The organism is Cytophaga aurantiaca DSM 3654, assembly GCF_000379725.1.
Classification (GTDB): Bacteria; Bacteroidota; Bacteroidia; order Cytophagales; family Cytophagaceae; genus Cytophaga; species Cytophaga aurantiaca.
In genome coordinates, this window is sequence record NZ_KB903641.1 from 26,620 (window position 1) to 44,480 (window position 17,861).

The following is a 17,861-nucleotide window of genomic DNA, read 5'->3' on the forward strand; positions in this document are numbered from 1 at the left end:
TTAACGGCTTTTCAGCCATTTTATTTTTTTTGTAGTTTCATTGAAACCCAACGATCTTTCACTTTAAAACTTTCCTTTTCAAAACCTGCTTCGTTCGCACGTTTTAAAATATCCTCAATATCTTCTTCGTAAAAACCGCTTAAGAAAAGCAGTCCGTTTGGAAGCAGACGTTTGTAGTACTCATCCATTTCGGCCAGCAATACATTTTTATTAATGTTCGCCAATAAAATATCAACCTGAATATCTGCCGGAATAATCTCTGTGATTGTACCTTGTCCGGTTTGAATCCTATCACATCCGTTCAAATTACAATTTTCAATCAAATTTTCAAAAGCCCAATCTTCTATATCGAACGCATATATTTTCTTTGCTCCTTTTTTTTGAGCTAAAATGCTGAGAATTCCTGTTCCACAGCCTGCATCAATCATTATTTTATCCTGAAGATCTGTTTCCAATTCATATTGGAGCATCAACGAAGTAGTAGCATGATGACCCGTGCCAAACGACATCTTCGGATTGATCACAACTTCATACTTAAACTCAGGTCTTTCGGGATGAAACGAAGCACGTACATAACATTGATCTGCAATAACCAATGGGTCAAAATTCTTTTCCCATTCTTCATTCCAGTTGATGTTTGGCATGTCTGCAAACGAGTATGTATACAACGGATTAATTTCGTGCAACACTTCTTTTAAGTCCGCTTCTACGAACGCGCTTTTTTCTACATACGCTTCCAGCATATTTACGTGTTCAGCAAATGAATCAAAACCAATGGCTAGTAACTCTGCCATAACACGTTCCTGCTCGTTTTCATCAACGGCTATATCAACTTTAATGTATTGGTCCATAAGAAACAAAACCCCGACAAGAGTCGGGGTTATATATTTTAAATTTATAATAATGAATACGCGTACTAGCGCATATGGCGCCAGTCTTCAGACTGGTGTCTATCATTCTGTAGTCTTTGACTACTTGACTTAGCTACAAATGCAGTCAAAGACTGCAAAATAGATGACACGAGTCCCGCTTCGCTAAGACTCGCGCCAGGAAGCAGTAGACGTATTAAAACGATTAGTAAGACTTAGCAATATCAATGAAATCACGTGATTTCAAAGAAGCACCGCCAATCAAACCACCATCAATATCTTTGCATGCTAACAAACCTTTTGCGTTATCAGGCTTCATGCTACCACCATATAAAATGCTGATCTCATCTGCTACTGCAGCGCTGTATTTAGATGCTAAATGCTCACGGATTTTTGCATGCATTTCCTGTGCTTGTTCGTCAGATGCTGTAACACCTGTACCGATTGCCCAGATTGGTTCGTACGCAATTACTACTTTTTTGAAATCTTCCGGAGATAAGTGGAATAGGCCTTCTGTTAATTGAGTATTAACAAAATCAATATGAATGCCTTTTTCTCTTTGAGCAAGTGTTTCACCACAGCAGAATAACGGAGTTAAACCGTTTGCCAATGCAATGTTTACTTTATCAGCCAATTGCTGATTTGTTTCGCCAAAATATTCTCTTCTTTCGCTGTGACCAATGATCACATATTTAACGCCAACAGATTTCAACATAGAAGCTGAAATCTCACCTGTAAAAGCACCTGATTCTTTTTGATATACATTCTGCGCTCCAATAGCTACTTTATCACCAGCGATCTTAGAAATAGCTGCCAGTGAAATGTATGGAATACACATTACAAGATTAACATCTGCAGGAACCTCATCCTTTGCTATATTTACCACTTCAGATGCCAACGCCAAGCCTTCTTCAAGTGTTTTGTTCATTTTCCAATTTCCTGCAATTACTTTCTTTCTCATAATCGATGTTCTTATTTATATGTTTGATTCGGGTTTTTCAATAATAAGTAATAAGCCAAATATAATAAGAATTGACGAAAGCAGAAAGATTAAAGCTAAAGGCGGAACGCCTGAGTTTCTTGGGGCGATGCCCCAAGTTTAGATAAGTCAGGCTTACAGCCTGAGTATTCGATATGACAAACCCTGTAAGGCTTTAACACCGTAACTTGGGGCATTGCCCCAAGAAATTCAGGAATTCTTATCTCTTTACTTGTCTTATCTAGCACCTGGCAACTAGAACCTGGCAACTACGATTCGTATTTTTTCTTGAAATCGTTCAATAACACACTAGTAATCAAACTTATTATTCACAACAATAATATAATCTTTCAAATCCAATCTTTTTGCTTTAAATTTGCTCAATTTGACTGTGTAAAAGAAGGACAAAAACCCCTTTTCGCCTTCAAATTCGGATTCTGTACAAACCATTGAAATCTATATAAAATAATAATATCCCATGCCTAAGGATTTAAGTATCAAACACGTTCTGATTATTGGTAGTGGCCCGATTGTAATTGGCCAAGCTTGTGAATTTGACTATGCGGGCTCTCAAGCTGCGCGTTCTCTTCGCGAAGAAGGCATTGAAGTTACATTAATTAACTCCAATCCTGCTACGATCATGACGGATAAAGTTGTAGCTGATAATGTGTATTTGTTGCCATTAGAGAAAAAATCAATTATAAAAATCCTTGAAAAACATAAGATTGATGCGGTGTTGCCTACCATGGGCGGACAAACTGCATTGAACTTAGCAATGGATTGTGATAAAGCGGGTGTTTGGAAAAAATTTGGTGTTCGTATGATCGGTGTTGATATCAACGCAATCGAAACGACTGAAGACCGTGAGAAATTCCGTTTGAAAATGATTGAAATCGGTGTTGGAGTTTGTAAAGGCGCAACAGCAACATCTTTCTTACAAGGAAAAGAAATCGCTCAGGAAATCGGCTTCCCGTTGGTTATCCGTCCGTCCTTCACCCTTGGCGGTACAGGCGGTGGTTTCGTACATACAGCAGATAAATTTGATGAAGCTTTAACGAAAGGTCTACATGCTTCTCCAACACACGAAGTATTGGTTGAACAAAGTATTTTAGGCTGGAAAGAATACGAATTAGAGATCCTACGTGATAGCATCGGTAACATGATTATCATTTGTTCGATTGAAAACTTTGATCCGATGGGTATTCACACAGGTGACTCTATTACAGTGGCACCAGCGATGACCTTGCCGGATACTATTTATCAGGAGATGCGTGATCAGTCGATCAAGATGATGAAAGCAATCGGTAATTTTGCAGGTGGCTGCAACGTACAGTTCTCTGTGTGTCCGGATACTGATCACATCATCGGTATCGAGATCAACCCACGTGTATCACGTTCTTCAGCTTTAGCTTCAAAAGCTACAGGTTACCCGATTGCAAAAATCTCTGCAAAACTTGCGATTGGTTACAACTTAGATGAATTAAAAAATCAGATCACAAAAACAACAAGCGCGTTCTTCGAACCTGCATTGGATTATGTGATCGTAAAAGTTCCTCGTTGGAACTTCGATAAATTTAAAGGTGCTGACCGTACCCTTGGTTTGCAAATGAAATCTGTTGGTGAAACAATGGGTATAGGACGTAACTTCCAGGAAGCTTTACAAAAAGCATGTCAATCGTTAGAGATCAAACGTAACGGTTTAGGTGCGGATGGTAAAGAATTAACGAATCAGGCGGAAATTCTTCACAGCCTTGAAAACCCAAGCTGGAATCGTTTGTTCCATATTTACGATGCATACAAATTAGGCGTTCAATCTAAGACGATTCAGAAGTTAACGAAGATCGATCCTTGGTTCTTAAACCAAATTGAAGAGCTTGTTACCTTAGAAAAGGAAATTCAGAAACAAACGATACAGAACATCAGCAAAGAAATGCTGAAAACTGCTAAGCAAAAGGGCTACGCCGATCGTCAGATTGCGCACTTGCTTAGATGTATGGAAAGTGAAGTATTCACAAAACGTCACGAATTCGGTATCAAACGTATTTACAAAATCGTTGATACCTGTTCTGCAGAGTTTGAAGCTAAGACACCTTACTACTACTCTACATTTGAAGGCGAGAACGAATCAATTCCTTCAGATAAAAAGAAAATCATTGTATTGGGTTCAGGTCCGAACCGTATCGGACAAGGTATTGAATTTGACTACTCTTGTGTACATGGTGTATTAGCAGCAAAAGAATGCGGTTACGAAACCATCATGATCAACTGCAACCCTGAAACGGTTTCTACGGATTTTGACATCGCAGATAAATTGTATTTCGAACCGGTATTCTGGGAACATATTTACGAGATCATTCTTCTTGAAAAACCGGTTGGTGTAATTGTTCAGCTTGGCGGACAAACAGCATTGAAGCTGGCTGAAAAATTAGAAAGATACGGCATCAAAATTATCGGTACAGATTTCCAATCATTGGATCTAGCTGAAGACCGCGGACGTTTCTCATCCTTATTAAAAGAAATCAACATTCCGTATCCGGAATTCGGTGTGATTGAAAATGCAGACGAAGCAGTTGCAATCAGCAAAAAATTAAACTTCCCGCTTTTAGTTCGTCCTTCTTATGTATTGGGTGGACAAAGCATGAAGATCGTGATCAACGAGCAGGAGTTGGAACAACACGTAGTAAACTTATTGAAAGATCATCCGGGTAATCAGGTTCTTGTCGATCACTTCCTTGAGAATGCAATCGAAGCGGAAGCGGATGCGATCTGTGATGGAGAGAATGTACACATCATCGGTATCATGGAACACATAGAGCCGGCTGGTATTCACTCCGGTGACTCCCACTCTGTATTGCCTCCATTCGATTTGAGCGAAAACGTGATCAAACAGATTGAAGAGCACACAAAGAAAATTGCTGTAGCACTTAAAACAGTAGGTTTGATCAACATTCAGTTTGCGATCAAAAACGAAATCGTTTACATCATTGAAGCCAACCCAAGAGCTTCACGTACGGTACCATTCATCTGTAAGGCATATGATGAGCCATATGTAAATTATGCTACAAAAGTAATGTTGGGTGAAAATAAAGTGACAGACTTTACATTCAATCCTAAGAAAAACGGCTACGCAATTAAAATACCTGTGTTCTCATTCAACAAATTCCCGAATGTAAATAAGGAACTTGGACCGGAAATGAAATCAACGGGTGAAGCGATCCTGTTCATCGACGATCTGCAGGATGATGAGTTCGTGAAATTATATTCTGAAAGAAATCTTTATTTAAGCCGATAGGTAGAATGTTTTAAGTAATAAGTTTTAAGATTCGTTTCTTTGAACTTATTACTTAAAACATTAAATTATGGTATAGAAATACTGTTTTAAGAGGTAGCGCAACAAGACATACAATATTTTTTCTACTGCAACGTCTTAAAACCTAGAACTTATTACTTAGAACACATCATGTGGAAATTCATATTCTTTACAATTATAATTTTTTGGTTGCTTCGTTTGCTTTTAAAACCATTCCTAAAAGCTATGGTTATTAAAAGTGCTGAGCAAATGGCTAAAAACATGCAGCAACAATACAATCAGCAACAAAGACCGCGTTATCCGGAAGGATCTATACACGTAGATCATATTCCTGCTGGAAAAACTCACAAAAATGGTGGTCAGGCTTCCAAGGACGAATATATAGATTTCGAGGAAGTAAAATAATCTCATTTATTTATTTTTTTATCTGATTTACAGATAATTACAATTGTACTGATATGTAAAAAACTTACATATTCGTACCGTAATTTTATTTTTTTGTTATCTTTGTCATCCTTTAAAATCCCTCAGGATTTGAAGAAAAGGTTTAATTGAACATTAAAGAAAGAATATAGATGTCTTGGTTTAAGAGAACAGAAAAAGGTATCACTACCCCAACTGAAGAGAAAAGAGAAGTACCGGATGGTTTGTGGTATCAATGTCCTGAATGTAAAAAAGTTGTTCATACAAGAGAGCACGAAGAACATGCCTGGACATGTACTGAATGTAATTACCACGCCAGAGTAGGTTCAAAAGAATATTTCGAGTTGTTTTTCGATAATAATGAGTTCACGGAATTAGACGCAGGTTTAAGCTCAGGTGACCCATTGAAATTTATTGATAGCCAGCCATACCCAAAACGTATTATAGCTGCCCAAGCTAAAACTGGTTTGACAGATGCTGTGCGTACTGCTTATGGAAAGGTAAACGAAAAAGAAGTTGTGATCAGTTGTATGGACTTTACGTTCATTGGTGGATCTATGGGTTCTGTAGTAGGTGAGAAAATATCAAGAGGTATTGATGCTGCACGTGCTAAAAAAGTGCCGTTCATCATGATTTGTAAATCAGGTGGAGCGCGTATGATGGAAGCAGGTTTTTCATTGATGCAAATGGCAAAAACATCTGCTAAACTTGCCTTGCTTTCTGAAGAAGCCCTACCATATGTTTCTATTTTAACGGATCCTACAACAGGTGGTGTTACTGCTTCGTATGCGATGCTGGGTGACATCAACATTGCTGAGCCGGGAGCGTTGATCGGATTTGCCGGACCACGGGTTGTTAGAGAAACGATCGGTAAAGATTTACCTGCAGGCTTTCAAACTTCTGAATTCTTATTGGAACATGGTTTCCTGGATTTCATTGTTGACAGAAAAGACATGAAAAAACAGGTTTCTGATTTCTTGAGAATGGTTGAGAAAAAGTAATTCTGTACTAGATATAAAAATGAAAGCCTCACTTAATAGTGGGGCTTTTTTATTTTACCGCAAAGAGACCCCAAGGAACCCACTCTCTATTCGTAGAGCGCTACGCTAACTCTACGGATAGCTTTGGGACTTTTGTTTTTAAGTATTCTAAGTTTTTTTTGAAATTGATTTAGTATATTCATATCAACGAACTACTTTTTAATTCAATTTTTATGAAACACTTCTTACACACAGTTGTCTTTTGCTTAACCGTATTCTTTACAAACGTTTATGCGCAGCAGCCTGCATTCAACGCCAATACAACCGTGCCGGCTTATGCAAACGATTTCTATTTTGGTTCAAACCCGGGTTACTATGGTGGCTACAACAACAATGCACCTAATGATAAACTCATACACGATCTCTTTATCAAAGCCGGTATGCATACTACCCGTCCGGGATTGTACGATTATTTTTTAGACCAATATGGTGTTAATGTGCGTAAGAATGAATTCGCCTATTATACTGCTACGTTGAATATGAAAGAACTTACGTTATTTTTAAACGGACCAAGTGATGCGCACCGTTCCACAAAAGTTATTACTTGCAACACACAACAATTCCGTTCGGAAGTTTTTAAAAATTTATATGCACCTATTTGGGACGATAGTACGAATGGGGTAACTGCTGTTAACGATACAAACTATTATGCAGCCTATGTCTACAAGGTTGTAAAAACCTATGGCAGCTATATCCGCTTTTATGAAGTGTGGAACGAGCCGGATTTTTCCGCCAATAGCAATGTTTCTCTAAATCCGGGACAACCAGGTAATTGGTGGGATGCAAATCCTTCTCCTTGCGATCTGGTAAATCTGCGTGACGATATAACAAATTATGTACGCATGCTGCGCATTACCTATGAAGTGGTAAAGTCTATGCAGCCCAATTCATACATTGCAACGGGCGGACTGGGTTACACGAATTTTTTAGATGCAGTAATGCGAAATACCGATAACCCGGTAGATGGATCTGTTACTACAGCGTATCCACTAAAAGGCGGTGCATACTTTGATGTATTAAGTTATCATTGTTATCCGCAATACTATTTACGCACCTGGGACAATAGCATCGGAGGATTTAAATATTTCAGACATTCTGATTATGCAGTGCAAAAAGTCATTGCTATGAAAAATGATTTTCAGGCAATACTTACAAAGTACGGATACAATGGAACGACCTACCCTTCGAAACATTTTATTCTTACGGAAGTAAATCTTCCACGCAAGCATTACGGAACAACCGATTACATAGGTACTCCTGAAGCGCAACGCAATTTTCTGATGAAGGCATTTGTGGTTGCACAAAAGCAAGGTATCAAACAAATGTATACATACAACATCGGTGATTCTAAAAGCGAAACCGACCCAAACGTAAGCACCGATGGTTTTGATGGCATGGGCTTTTATTATAATCTGAATACTGTAACTCCTGCTACCGCAACACTCGCGCCCTCGGGTATCGGATGCAAAACATTATCTGATTTTATACTAAACTATAAATACGATGCTGCAGCAACAGCCTTACTGAACTTGCCTTCTACCGTAGATGGAGCGGCCTTTACAAAAGGTACGGAAACACGTTATGTATTGTGGGCAAAAACAACAACCGATCAAAGCGAAGTATCAAGTGCGAATTATACATTTCCTTCTGCATTAAACTTTCAAAGTCTGACTACACAAGCATGGAATTATTCAAGCACCGGTACTACACAAACCGTAACAGGATCTGCGATCACACTTTCCGGCAACCCGATCATGATCAAAGGAACTGCTATCTCAACAGGAATCATTCCTGTTGCAGCAACCAATGATTGGTTTTCAATCTATCCCAATCCATCAAATGAAGATGTTACCATTCATTTTACAGAAACATATACCAATCCTGTTTCTATTACTTTATATGACATGCAAGGCAGAGTACTACAAAAAAATCAACTGGTAGGTGAAGTCAATTCAACTATTTTCTTAGGCAATTTAGCAGCAGGTGTATATCAGGTAGAAGTTCTTTCGAGTGAAAAAGGCAGAGCAACTAAAAAACTTGTTGTGTATTAACGCAGCACAAATCTTTATTTGATCAGCTCGTGCAGATTTAAGTCCGAATCTTTTGCATACTCCCATTTCCCTTTGATTGCAGAATTGAAGATGTCTGCAATATAGAGTGGGTCATTTTTGTACTGTACTTCTTTAAATGGTTTATATTGAAAAACAGCTACACTTTTTTCAGTATTGAATAGAAATACAATACATCCTATCACCAACTTTGGAATAAATACAAGTGCGTTGATAATATATAGTGGTTCCCGGTATCCCTCTCCGGACATATGATTCAGGAAAACAAATTCGGACCAATCATCTATCGGATATTTTTTAAGGATAGGCTCTATGACATCGTCCCAATCATCCCCATATGTATCTAAATCATTGTTGATGGTTGTTTCCAGATTCAATTTAGAAATAGGTTCAGATCTAACCTCTGCAATAATGGTTAGAATATCTGCGTATATCTGTTTGTAGGAAGATGCGTGCATGTTTACTATTTCTTACAAACATAAGACATCTTATCTAAAACGCATAGCCGAAATGAAGGACGAAATGAAAGGCATTACCCGGTCCTGAATTATTGAAAACTTCTTCAACCTTATCTGATCCAAGCTCATAAGACATTCCATATCGTGCAAAATAATTATCATCTGCACCAAATGTTGCCTGACCAAAATGCAAGCCTCCTAAAAATTCAAAAAAAATCCGTTCATTAAAAAATGCTTTATAACCACCGGATATACCTCCACTCCAATAATCAATATCTGCTCGATGCTTTCCAACATAATCACGATTGTCATCGTATGGATGGTTTGGATACTCAATCGCAGTATATACATAAGGATTATAATGCGCGTAACCACCTCTGACTTCTAAAAACCAGCTGCTCTGCTCAAATGATTTAAAGTAATAACGTGTGAACATATTGCATGTATATCCTGGAAATCTGGTTCCCCCATATGAAGCCATTGCTCCTAATGAAAAGTGTTTGCTAAAGGCATGCTCGTAAGAAAAAAATATTCTTGTGGGTATTGGCGTAATACCTATTTTAAATGCGTTGCGTTTTGGTCTGACAATTTTGGTCTCATCCTGTGCATGAATAAAATGGCCAATAGCGAAGAAAAAAATAAAGCCGATTGATTTAATGTAAAATTTCATAGAGGTTTTAATTAAAATAGAATGTCTATTGAATGCAGATTAAAAAGATTCAAAAATAATTTTATCTTTCTACCAATAGGACAATTCATTTATAACTCACCCCTATTCAAGACATAAAAATCTATTAAAAAAGAAAAACCCTGGGAGGCGTTTAATCCTCACAGGGTTTTATAATTCTATTCAGATAAATTAATTCACAAAAATATCTTTCCATCCCGAATCCGGATCATTTCCTGACATCTGCAGCCCTGCAATAATTTGCCAACGAACTTCTCTTGGGTAAACATTATACGAAGGCTGTACACCTTCCGGCAAAAAGACATTCTCAACCCACGAATAATTTTTATTTGCATCCAGATGTTGAGCACCTGAAAAATCAAACGTGAATTCATGAATAAAACGCGTATCCACTTTTTCTTTAGTAACTGAATTGCCATTCACAACCTCATTATGAATTACTTTAACGTGTTCAACCGCCGCTAATTTTACATAAATTTTATCAAGTGTAATACCAACGTCTTTTACTGACACATTTACCGTAACAGGAACATTTGTATTACGATATAGGTTTGTATTCATCACAATTTCAACCTTTGCAGCATTGCCTGTAATTTTATTTGCAATGTTTTTAATTTTATCAAAAAGTCCCATAATTTTTATTTTTTAATTATTTAATAAAGATACTTTGAGTTACCATACTTTCCAAAAAGGTTTAGGTGCAGGTGCCGCAAAGGGATCCATTTCTTGTTTTTTAAAATTATAGAATTTTTTAGCACCTTCTATTTGGGATACTTCAAAATAAAACTTTTCATTCAGTTTATTAATATCAACTAAATGAAATTGATCTAATTCCGTTGCGTTTTCCAAAACAATTTTTTTCAAAGAAGGAAAATTTTTCAAGGAGATCGTTTTTATAGCGGTATTTCGAATAACCAATTCTTCCAATGAAGGATATGTAAACTGCCCAAGGAATTCAATTGGATTATTTGATACATCTAGCTTTTGGAGATTTAATTTCGAAACTCCTTCATGCAATTTAGTAATACCACAATTAATCAAAGCCAATGACTTAATTGTACCACCATACGTAATAAGGGTCTCGAAAAATTGAAATACTTCATGATTTATCATTCGTTCCTGATCCCGAATAATTACTTCATTAAAATATTTTAAAAAAAGTCCTTCAATTCCACTTGTGTCCGTATCTATAACTAAAGGCTTTACCGCCGAGGTCTCTCCGGAATTGCCAGATATAAATTTATGCTGAAGTAAATTCGTATAATATAGTCCTATTCTTGAATTGGGAATGCCATTTGAAAGAACAATTTTTTTTGAATAAAAATCTTTTTTCCAAATTCCCCAAAATGCTGGTCTGAAACTACCATTCGTTATAATTAATGCCAAAGCAAGAGCATGTGCCCGAACCTTATCATCTGTATGGTACAGACCTGTATAAAATACTAAATCGAATAGTCCATGGAAATTGATATCCTGTTTTGCAAATTCTTCTATAAGCGCTATAATTTCAATATTGCTGTCACCTAAAAATGTATTGATTATTTTTTCGATGTCCGGGTGTCTACCAATATGATTACATATAAAATTTGAATAGTTTTCAATTTGATAGTCATCTGTTAAAAACTGATAAATAACTTTATCATTTTTATTTGATTCAAAAGCGGCGGACTTACTTGCTCTCGATTCTACAAAGGTTTTGAAATGCGTTAAATTAGATTCCTTTCGCTTATTGATTTGATCGGTAAGTGCAGAGTTTAATTTTGTCAAATGTTCCGTTGAATTGTTAAAACGGAATACGGTTACACGTTTGTCAGAATTTTTACTTCTGTATAATTCATTAAAAATTGCAACTCCCAAAACGCTAGAAGATTCATCGTTAATCCATTTTTCTAAACTGCCGCTTGTTTCTATTGGTAGAATATCAGAAGGGTAAACAGGAAATTTTAATGCGTCTGAATATTTTAAAATGTGCTTATCCATATTTGCTCTTACATAGGTCTGTATATAGCCTTTACCCATGTTAAGATCTAACTTGCCAAGCACATACCTTTTCATTGATACATCCGAAGTTGGATCTTCAATCGTATTTATTTGTGCAAGTGCTTCCATCCAATCTGTTGGAATCGATTCATTGAAAAACAATACAACACCACATTCATTTTTAAAATATACGACAATTTCATTCGGTTGAATTCCTTTATTGTTAATTAATTCATCGAATTTTTCCGGTCGTCCATTATCCAGCAATTCAATGTTAAATTCAGAAGTTAGTTGTCCCGCTATTGTTTCCTGAGATACTTTTCTAGTATAGGTGCCCCAAAAAGTAAGATTCTTCATAAAGAAATTATTAAATGAATATGAATTCAGATTTAAGCAGAAAAGCAGAAAGGATATTGATTTGTATAATCCATATCCTTTCTGCTTTTCTTATTTTATTTTTTTACAAATTCGCAAAAAAGTCATTCCCCTTATCATCACAGATGATGAACGCAGGGAAATCAACTACTTCAATCTTGCGTACCGCTTCCATTCCCAATTCTTCGAAGTCAACTACTTCAACCGATTTAATATTTTCTTTCGCTAAGATCGCAGCCGGTCCACCGATGGAGCCTAAATAAAAACCACCGAATTGTTTACACGCATCGGTTACTGCTTTCGAACGATTTCCTTTTGCAAGCATGATCATGGAACCACCCTGACTCTGAAACAGATTCACATATGAATCCATTCGTCCGGCTGTTGTAGGACCGAAGCTTCCGGATGGCATGCCTTCCGGTGTTTTCGCAGGACCAGCATAATACACCGGATGATTTTTGAAATACTCCGGCATTGGTTTACCTGCATCCAGCAATTCTTTGATCTTCGCGTGCGCAATGTCACGCGCAACAATCAACGTTCCTTTTAATTTTAAACGAGTTTTGATCGGATACTGAGAAAGCAATTTCAATACATCTGCCATCGGCTGATTCAAATCTACTTCAACTGCTTTTTCTAAGTGCGGAGCTTGTGCAGGCAAATACTTTTCAGGATTTGTTTCTAAGGCTTCAATGAACACACCTTCTTCTGTAATTTTTGCTTTGATGTTACGATCTGCTGAACAGCTTACACCAATACCAACCGGACAAGATGCTGCGTGACGTGGTAGACGAATCACTTTTACATCGTGTGTGAAATATTTACCGCCGAACTGCGCTCCGATCAAACTCTCCTGACAAATTACTTGTACCTTCTCTTCCCATTCAAGATCGCGGAATGCTTGTCCACCCATATTCCCTTCTGTAGGTAGTTCATCGTAGTATCCTGCTGAAGCTAGTTTAACAGCTTTTAAGTTCGCTTCTGCAGATGTACCACCTATCACCAATGCAAGGTGATACGGCGGACAAGCAGACGTACCCAAGTCTTTGATTTTATTTTTAACAAACTCCGCTAAACTGTTTTCGTTTAGTAAGGCTTTTGTTTGCTGGTATAAATATGTTTTGTTGGCAGAACCGCCGCCTTTTGCCATGAATAGGAATTTATATTCATTGCCTTGTTCTGCATAGATGTCAATTTGTGCAGGCAAGTTTGTACCAGAGTTCTTTTCTTCGAACATGGTAATCGGCACTACTTGCGAATAACGTAAATTACGTTCCTGGTATGTATTGTATATTCCTTTTGAAAGAGCCTCTTCGTCGTTGGCGCCGGTCCAAACGTTTTCACCCTTTTTGCCCATTACAATTGCAGTACCTGTATCCTGACAAGATGGAAGCTTACCTTCTCCGGCAGTAGATGCATTTTGTAATAAGGTATATGCAACAAAACGATCGTTATCTGTTGCTTCCGGATCTTTAATAATCTTCGCTAATTTTTCTAAATGCGATGAACGGAGATAGAATGAAACATCAGCCAACGCCTTTTCAGCAACCAATTCAAGCGCTTTCGGATCTACTTTAAGAATCTTGCGGCCATCAACTTCAATTGTTGAAACATACTCTTTGCTGATTAATTTGTATGGAGTTGGATCTTTCTTTAACGGAAACGGTTTTTGATAACTGAATTCAGGCATGGGAGTTATTTAGTTATATGTTAAACGGGAATTCTAATTTACGGAGTCTTAATTATTTTTCTACGTATGATTACGTATTTAATTTGAAGATTATTTCAGTGTTGTTTTTATAATTCGTCGTTCGCCACGGCGGCTAACCAAATCATTTCACAAGCTTTTCCAGATAATGAAAATCAATATGAAACTCCTTTTTAATATCCTCTATTTTGGATTGAATTGTCTGGTCTTCAATATTCATGGCCGTTTTAGCGCCTACAAGCATTACATTTTTACGTGTATGTTCGTTTGAAATAAATTCAAATACTTTTGTGTTATAGTGATGCTTTTCTAAGATCAAGGCGCGAATGGTATCTGTTACCATTTCAAATTGGCGTTCTTTAAAGATTCCGTATTTCAGAATCGGACTCTCCTGCTCGATGCCTTTTACCTGCTGACGAATCTGTTTGTGGCAGCATGGTGCACATACAATCAGTTGCGCATTCGAAACAATGCCTTTATAAATGGCGTCGTCTGTTGCAGTATCACAGGCATGGAGTGCAATCAATATATCAATTTGCTTCTCTGTATATTTCTGAATGGGTTTGCAAACAAAGTTTAATTTATCGAAACCACATTTTTTTGCAATATCGTTGCAATACTCAACTAACTCTTCACGCAATTCAATACCAGTCACCTGAACGTTCAATCCCTTTTCGTTCGCTAAATAATCATACAATGCAAACGTAAGATATCCCTTACCCGAACCCATATCTACAATGTGTATATCTTCCGGAAGCGTAACAGATTCTATAAGGCCTTCAATGATTTCAAGATATTTATTTATCTGACGGTATTTATCCGCCATCTTTTGAATCAGAATGCCGTTTGCATCGGTTATTCCCAGATGCATTAAATAGGCCTGTTCATTGGATGCGCGTTTTATTTTCTGACGGTCATGCACGGCTTCCGTTGTTGTTGTGAACGTTGGTTTATTGGTTTGCAATGTCATTTTACCTTTTTTGGAGGAAAGTAAAACAAAATCATTTTTGGTTGTAAAGAGCGATGTATTTCGATAGGAAGTACCTATTAATTTCTGAAGTTCGTTGATGCCATTTTCGATGGACCAGTTTTTTACCTGATCCTTGGTTTTATAGCGATACGTAAATGAAAGTGTAGCTGCGTTTTTAATTTCAACGTAACGCACATAGATCGCCGTTAGTGAACTTTGCTTGTCTGTTGGATTGCTGAGTGTCATTTTTACAAATGAATGCTCAGAGAAGCTTTGTTTTAGAAAATCAAGCAAGGCTGTTTGTTCTTTCATGAAACAAAGGTACGCATTCGTAAGCGGAGAGTAAAGAAGGTGATATAAGAAGTGTAATTATCCTCTCTTGGGGTGATGCCCCAAGCTACTTTATTTAAGCCTTACATATCTAAACGTGGGGCATCGGCCACGGATTGCAAGGATGATAAGTACAACTATGAAAAGGATGAGCCAAAGATTTCAACGCTTACATTATCCACAGGGCAATAAAAAAACCCGAGGTTTGCACCTCGGGTTTTCAATTCTTGTAAGAAACTAATTACTTAGCAGCTTTTTTAGCTACTGCTTTTTTAGCAGCTTTCTTAACAGCTTTTTTAGCTACTTTTTTAGCTGCAGGCTTCTTAGCTGCTGCTTTTTTAGCTACTTTTTTAGCTGCAGGCTTTTTAGCTGCTGCTTTTTTAGCTACTTTTTTAGCTGCAGGCTTTTTAGCTGCTGCTTTTTTAGCTACTTTTTTAACTGCTGCTTTTTTAACTGCAGGTTTTTTAGCTGCTACTTTTTTCGCAGCTGGTTTCTTAGCGGAAGCTTTTGCTTTTGCCATGATGTAATCCTCCTTTTTTGTAATTAAATAAATCCTATATAAAAAATACTCGACTAAAAGTTAATTCAATACTATATAATTTTTTTTAAACTTCCAAATACCAAACAACCAACCAACTACGTTTTCAACATCTTTAACGGTGGATAACTCAAAAGGTTATAGTTTGAATAAGTTTTTTTTTATAGCGAACATTTTTTAAGTGATTGCATGAAGTCTTCTGTACGCCTTTATTCATGATATGTTCAGAGAAAATAAAAGTGGTCATGCAGAAAATAATTCCACATGACCACTTTTATTTTTTGAAATTTCACCCCTGAAAACGGGCCAAAAAAAAATTTAAAAAATTTTAAATTTTTTTTTATAATTCAATATCAATTTGATTTTTTAACAAATCTTCCATCGTTTCGCGTCTTCGAATCAACTGATGTTTTCCATTATGCACAAGAACTTCTGCAGGTCTGAAACGCGAATTATAATTTGAACTCATACTGAAACCATATGCACCTGCATTTTTTAAACCAATGATGTCGCCGGCTTTCGTTTCTTCAATAAATAAATCCGAACCGAACGTATCTGTTTCGCAGATATAGCCAACAACGGTATACATTCTTTTATCGCCATCCGGGTTGCTAACATTTACAATGTCGTGATGCGATCCATACATCATTGGTCGGATCAAATGATTCAATCCGGAATTTACGCCAATGAAATTGCATGCAGGTGTTTCCTTGATCACGGTACATGTTACCAACAACATTCCTGATTCGCTTACTAAAAACTTTCCAGGTTCGAACCAGATATCTAATTTCTTGCCGTAATTCAAACAAAACGCATTAAACGAGTCGCTCATCTTTTTGCCAAGCTCTTCTATATCGGTTACGTAGTCGCCTTCTTTGTATGCAACTTTAAATCCGCTTCCAAAATCTAAAAATGTTAGCGAATCAAATTGCATAGCCACCGAATACACAACTTCTGCCGCACGAACAAAGGCATCCGCATTTTTAAAATCTGAACCGCTGTGCACGTGAACGCCGTTTACAACAATTTCATATTCATCTACCACTTCATAGATCTGATTTACCTGTTCAATAGAAATACCGAATTTAGATCCTTTGTGCCCAGTCATGATCTTCACATTTCCTCCGGCATCAATATGCGGATTAATGCGTATGCAGCAGGGTACACTGCTTCCATACTTTTTGCCAAATTCAATTAAAAACGGAATATTATCGATGTTGATCTGAACACCATGCTTAACAGCTTCTTCAATTTCTGAAAAATCAACGCAGTTTGGTGTGAACATAATATCCTTTGCAACGAAGCCTGCTTTCAATGCCAATTCCAATTCTTGAATTGAAACAACATCAACACCGGCACCGGCACCTTTTAATAATTTTAATATGGCTTGATTTGTCAATGCTTTCGCAGCATACTTAATACGCACATTCACTCCGGCAAATGCATCGTGCAAACGTTTATATTGTGAAAGAATTTTTTCACTGTTATAAACATACAATGGTGTACCATATTCGGTAGCCAGATCTGTCAGAGCAATTCCCTGAAATTCGTACGTGCTGTTTGTTGTTTGCATAAATGATTAGGTATTTAAGAATTACAAATATACTAAGCAGAATGCGGATTGTTAAAAGGTCTTGAAGAATAGTTTTATGCTATTGAATTCGTATAACAATTCTCCTTTCTTAATAGGATCTATCTTTCTTTTTTATTCTTCTGTTCTTTGTATTCGCCTCCGCAGTTAATCTCTACCGGAACTCTCCAAGGGTTTAAAACCCTTGGAGAGTTTTGAATCAGCAACAAAGGGTCGTTATTAAAATATCCTTGTCTTCATAGTTGCCGTGGTTGGTCAAAAGACACAACCTTTAGATTTACGCCGTAGTAAAATTCCAAGAAATAAGAATTCATATTTATCAAAGCGAAAGACGGTATCAACCGTCCTTCTGCAGTGATACGATTCTGTTTGGGTATATTTTTATTCTAAAGAATTCTAAATAAATTAATTAAAATAACCACCGGCAAAGGTGAACTATGGCGCAACTAGGTTAGACCTATCCGTGGATTTAGTCCTTTGCCGGCTTATTTGAACAGGCATCAAATAGAAATTTGAGTTCGCGGCTCAGTAGT

General features: G+C 37.1%; 14 protein-coding genes. 4 read left to right on the forward strand and 10 right to left on the reverse strand.

The annotated features are described in order from the left end of the window. Positions 1–20 precede the first annotated feature (20 nt). Both prmA and tpiA read right to left on the reverse strand, forming a co-directional pair. Positions 21–851, reverse strand: coding sequence for a 50S ribosomal protein L11 methyltransferase (gene prmA, locus A3EE_RS0111030; RefSeq protein ID WP_018343503.1), 831 nt, complete (start codon positions 849–851; stop codon positions 21–23). 223 nt (positions 852–1,074) lie between these two features. After that, positions 1,075–1,830 carry a triose-phosphate isomerase gene (gene tpiA, locus A3EE_RS0111035; RefSeq protein ID WP_018343504.1) on the reverse strand — a complete coding sequence of 252 codons (756 nt, stop codon included), beginning with the start codon at positions 1,828–1,830 and terminating at the stop codon, positions 1,075–1,077. A gap of 496 nt (positions 1,831–2,326) precedes the next feature. On the opposite strand from tpiA, the gene carB reads away from it, so the two are divergent. From carB to A3EE_RS0111065, 4 genes are all read left to right on the forward strand, one after another. Then, on the forward strand, positions 2,327–5,140 hold the full coding sequence (gene carB, locus A3EE_RS0111050; protein WP_018343507.1) for a carbamoyl-phosphate synthase large subunit: 2,814 nt from the start codon (positions 2,327–2,329) through the stop codon (positions 5,138–5,140). 168 nt (positions 5,141–5,308) lie between these two features. Then, a complete protein-coding gene (locus A3EE_RS0111055; protein ID WP_018343508.1) occupies positions 5,309–5,563 on the forward strand; it encodes a DUF4834 family protein in 255 nt (84 codons plus the stop codon). Positions 5,564–5,733: 170 nt separating this feature from the next. Further along, positions 5,734–6,582, forward strand: a complete 849-nt coding sequence (gene accD, locus A3EE_RS0111060) for an acetyl-CoA carboxylase, carboxyltransferase subunit beta (RefSeq protein WP_018343509.1) — start codon at positions 5,734–5,736, stop codon at positions 6,580–6,582. A gap of 212 nt (positions 6,583–6,794) precedes the next feature. Continuing rightward, entirely contained in the window at positions 6,795–8,672 is a 1,878-nt protein-coding gene (locus A3EE_RS0111065; RefSeq protein ID WP_018343510.1) for a T9SS type A sorting domain-containing protein, read from the forward strand. A 14-nt stretch (positions 8,673–8,686) separates the two neighbouring features. Here the strand turns inward: A3EE_RS0111065 and A3EE_RS0111070 are convergent, their stop codons facing one another. The 8 genes from A3EE_RS0111070 to lysA form a co-directional block, all read right to left on the reverse strand. Beyond that, positions 8,687–9,148: a hypothetical protein gene (locus tag A3EE_RS0111070; RefSeq protein WP_018343511.1), complete on the reverse strand. Its 462-nt coding sequence runs from the start codon at positions 9,146–9,148 to the stop codon at positions 8,687–8,689. A gap of 34 nt (positions 9,149–9,182) precedes the next feature. Beyond that, positions 9,183–9,818: a DUF3575 domain-containing protein gene (locus A3EE_RS0111075; RefSeq protein ID WP_018343512.1), complete on the reverse strand. Its 636-nt coding sequence runs from the start codon at positions 9,816–9,818 to the stop codon at positions 9,183–9,185. Positions 9,819–10,007: 189 nt separating this feature from the next. Beyond that, entirely contained in the window at positions 10,008–10,469 is a 462-nt protein-coding gene (locus A3EE_RS0111080) for a hypothetical protein (RefSeq protein ID WP_018343513.1), read from the reverse strand. A gap of 39 nt (positions 10,470–10,508) precedes the next feature. Further along, positions 10,509–12,173, reverse strand: a complete 1,665-nt coding sequence (locus tag A3EE_RS0111085) for a leucine-rich repeat domain-containing protein (RefSeq protein ID WP_018343514.1) — start codon at positions 12,171–12,173, stop codon at positions 10,509–10,511. A gap of 103 nt (positions 12,174–12,276) precedes the next feature. After that, on the reverse strand, positions 12,277–13,881 hold the full coding sequence (locus A3EE_RS0111090) for a fumarate hydratase (protein WP_018343515.1): 1,605 nt from the start codon (positions 13,879–13,881) through the stop codon (positions 12,277–12,279). 142 nt (positions 13,882–14,023) lie between these two features. Beyond that, complete coding sequence (locus tag A3EE_RS0111095) at positions 14,024–15,181, reverse strand: class I SAM-dependent methyltransferase (protein WP_018343516.1); 1,158 nt, start codon at positions 15,179–15,181, stop codon at positions 14,024–14,026. Positions 15,182–15,440: 259 nt separating this feature from the next. Then, complete coding sequence (locus A3EE_RS0111100) at positions 15,441–15,719, reverse strand: hypothetical protein (RefSeq protein WP_018343517.1); 279 nt, start codon at positions 15,717–15,719, stop codon at positions 15,441–15,443. 358 nt (positions 15,720–16,077) lie between these two features. Then, a complete protein-coding gene (lysA, locus tag A3EE_RS0111105; protein WP_018343518.1) occupies positions 16,078–17,310 on the reverse strand; it encodes a diaminopimelate decarboxylase in 1,233 nt (410 codons plus the stop codon). Between the last annotated feature and the right edge of the window lie 551 nt (positions 17,311–17,861).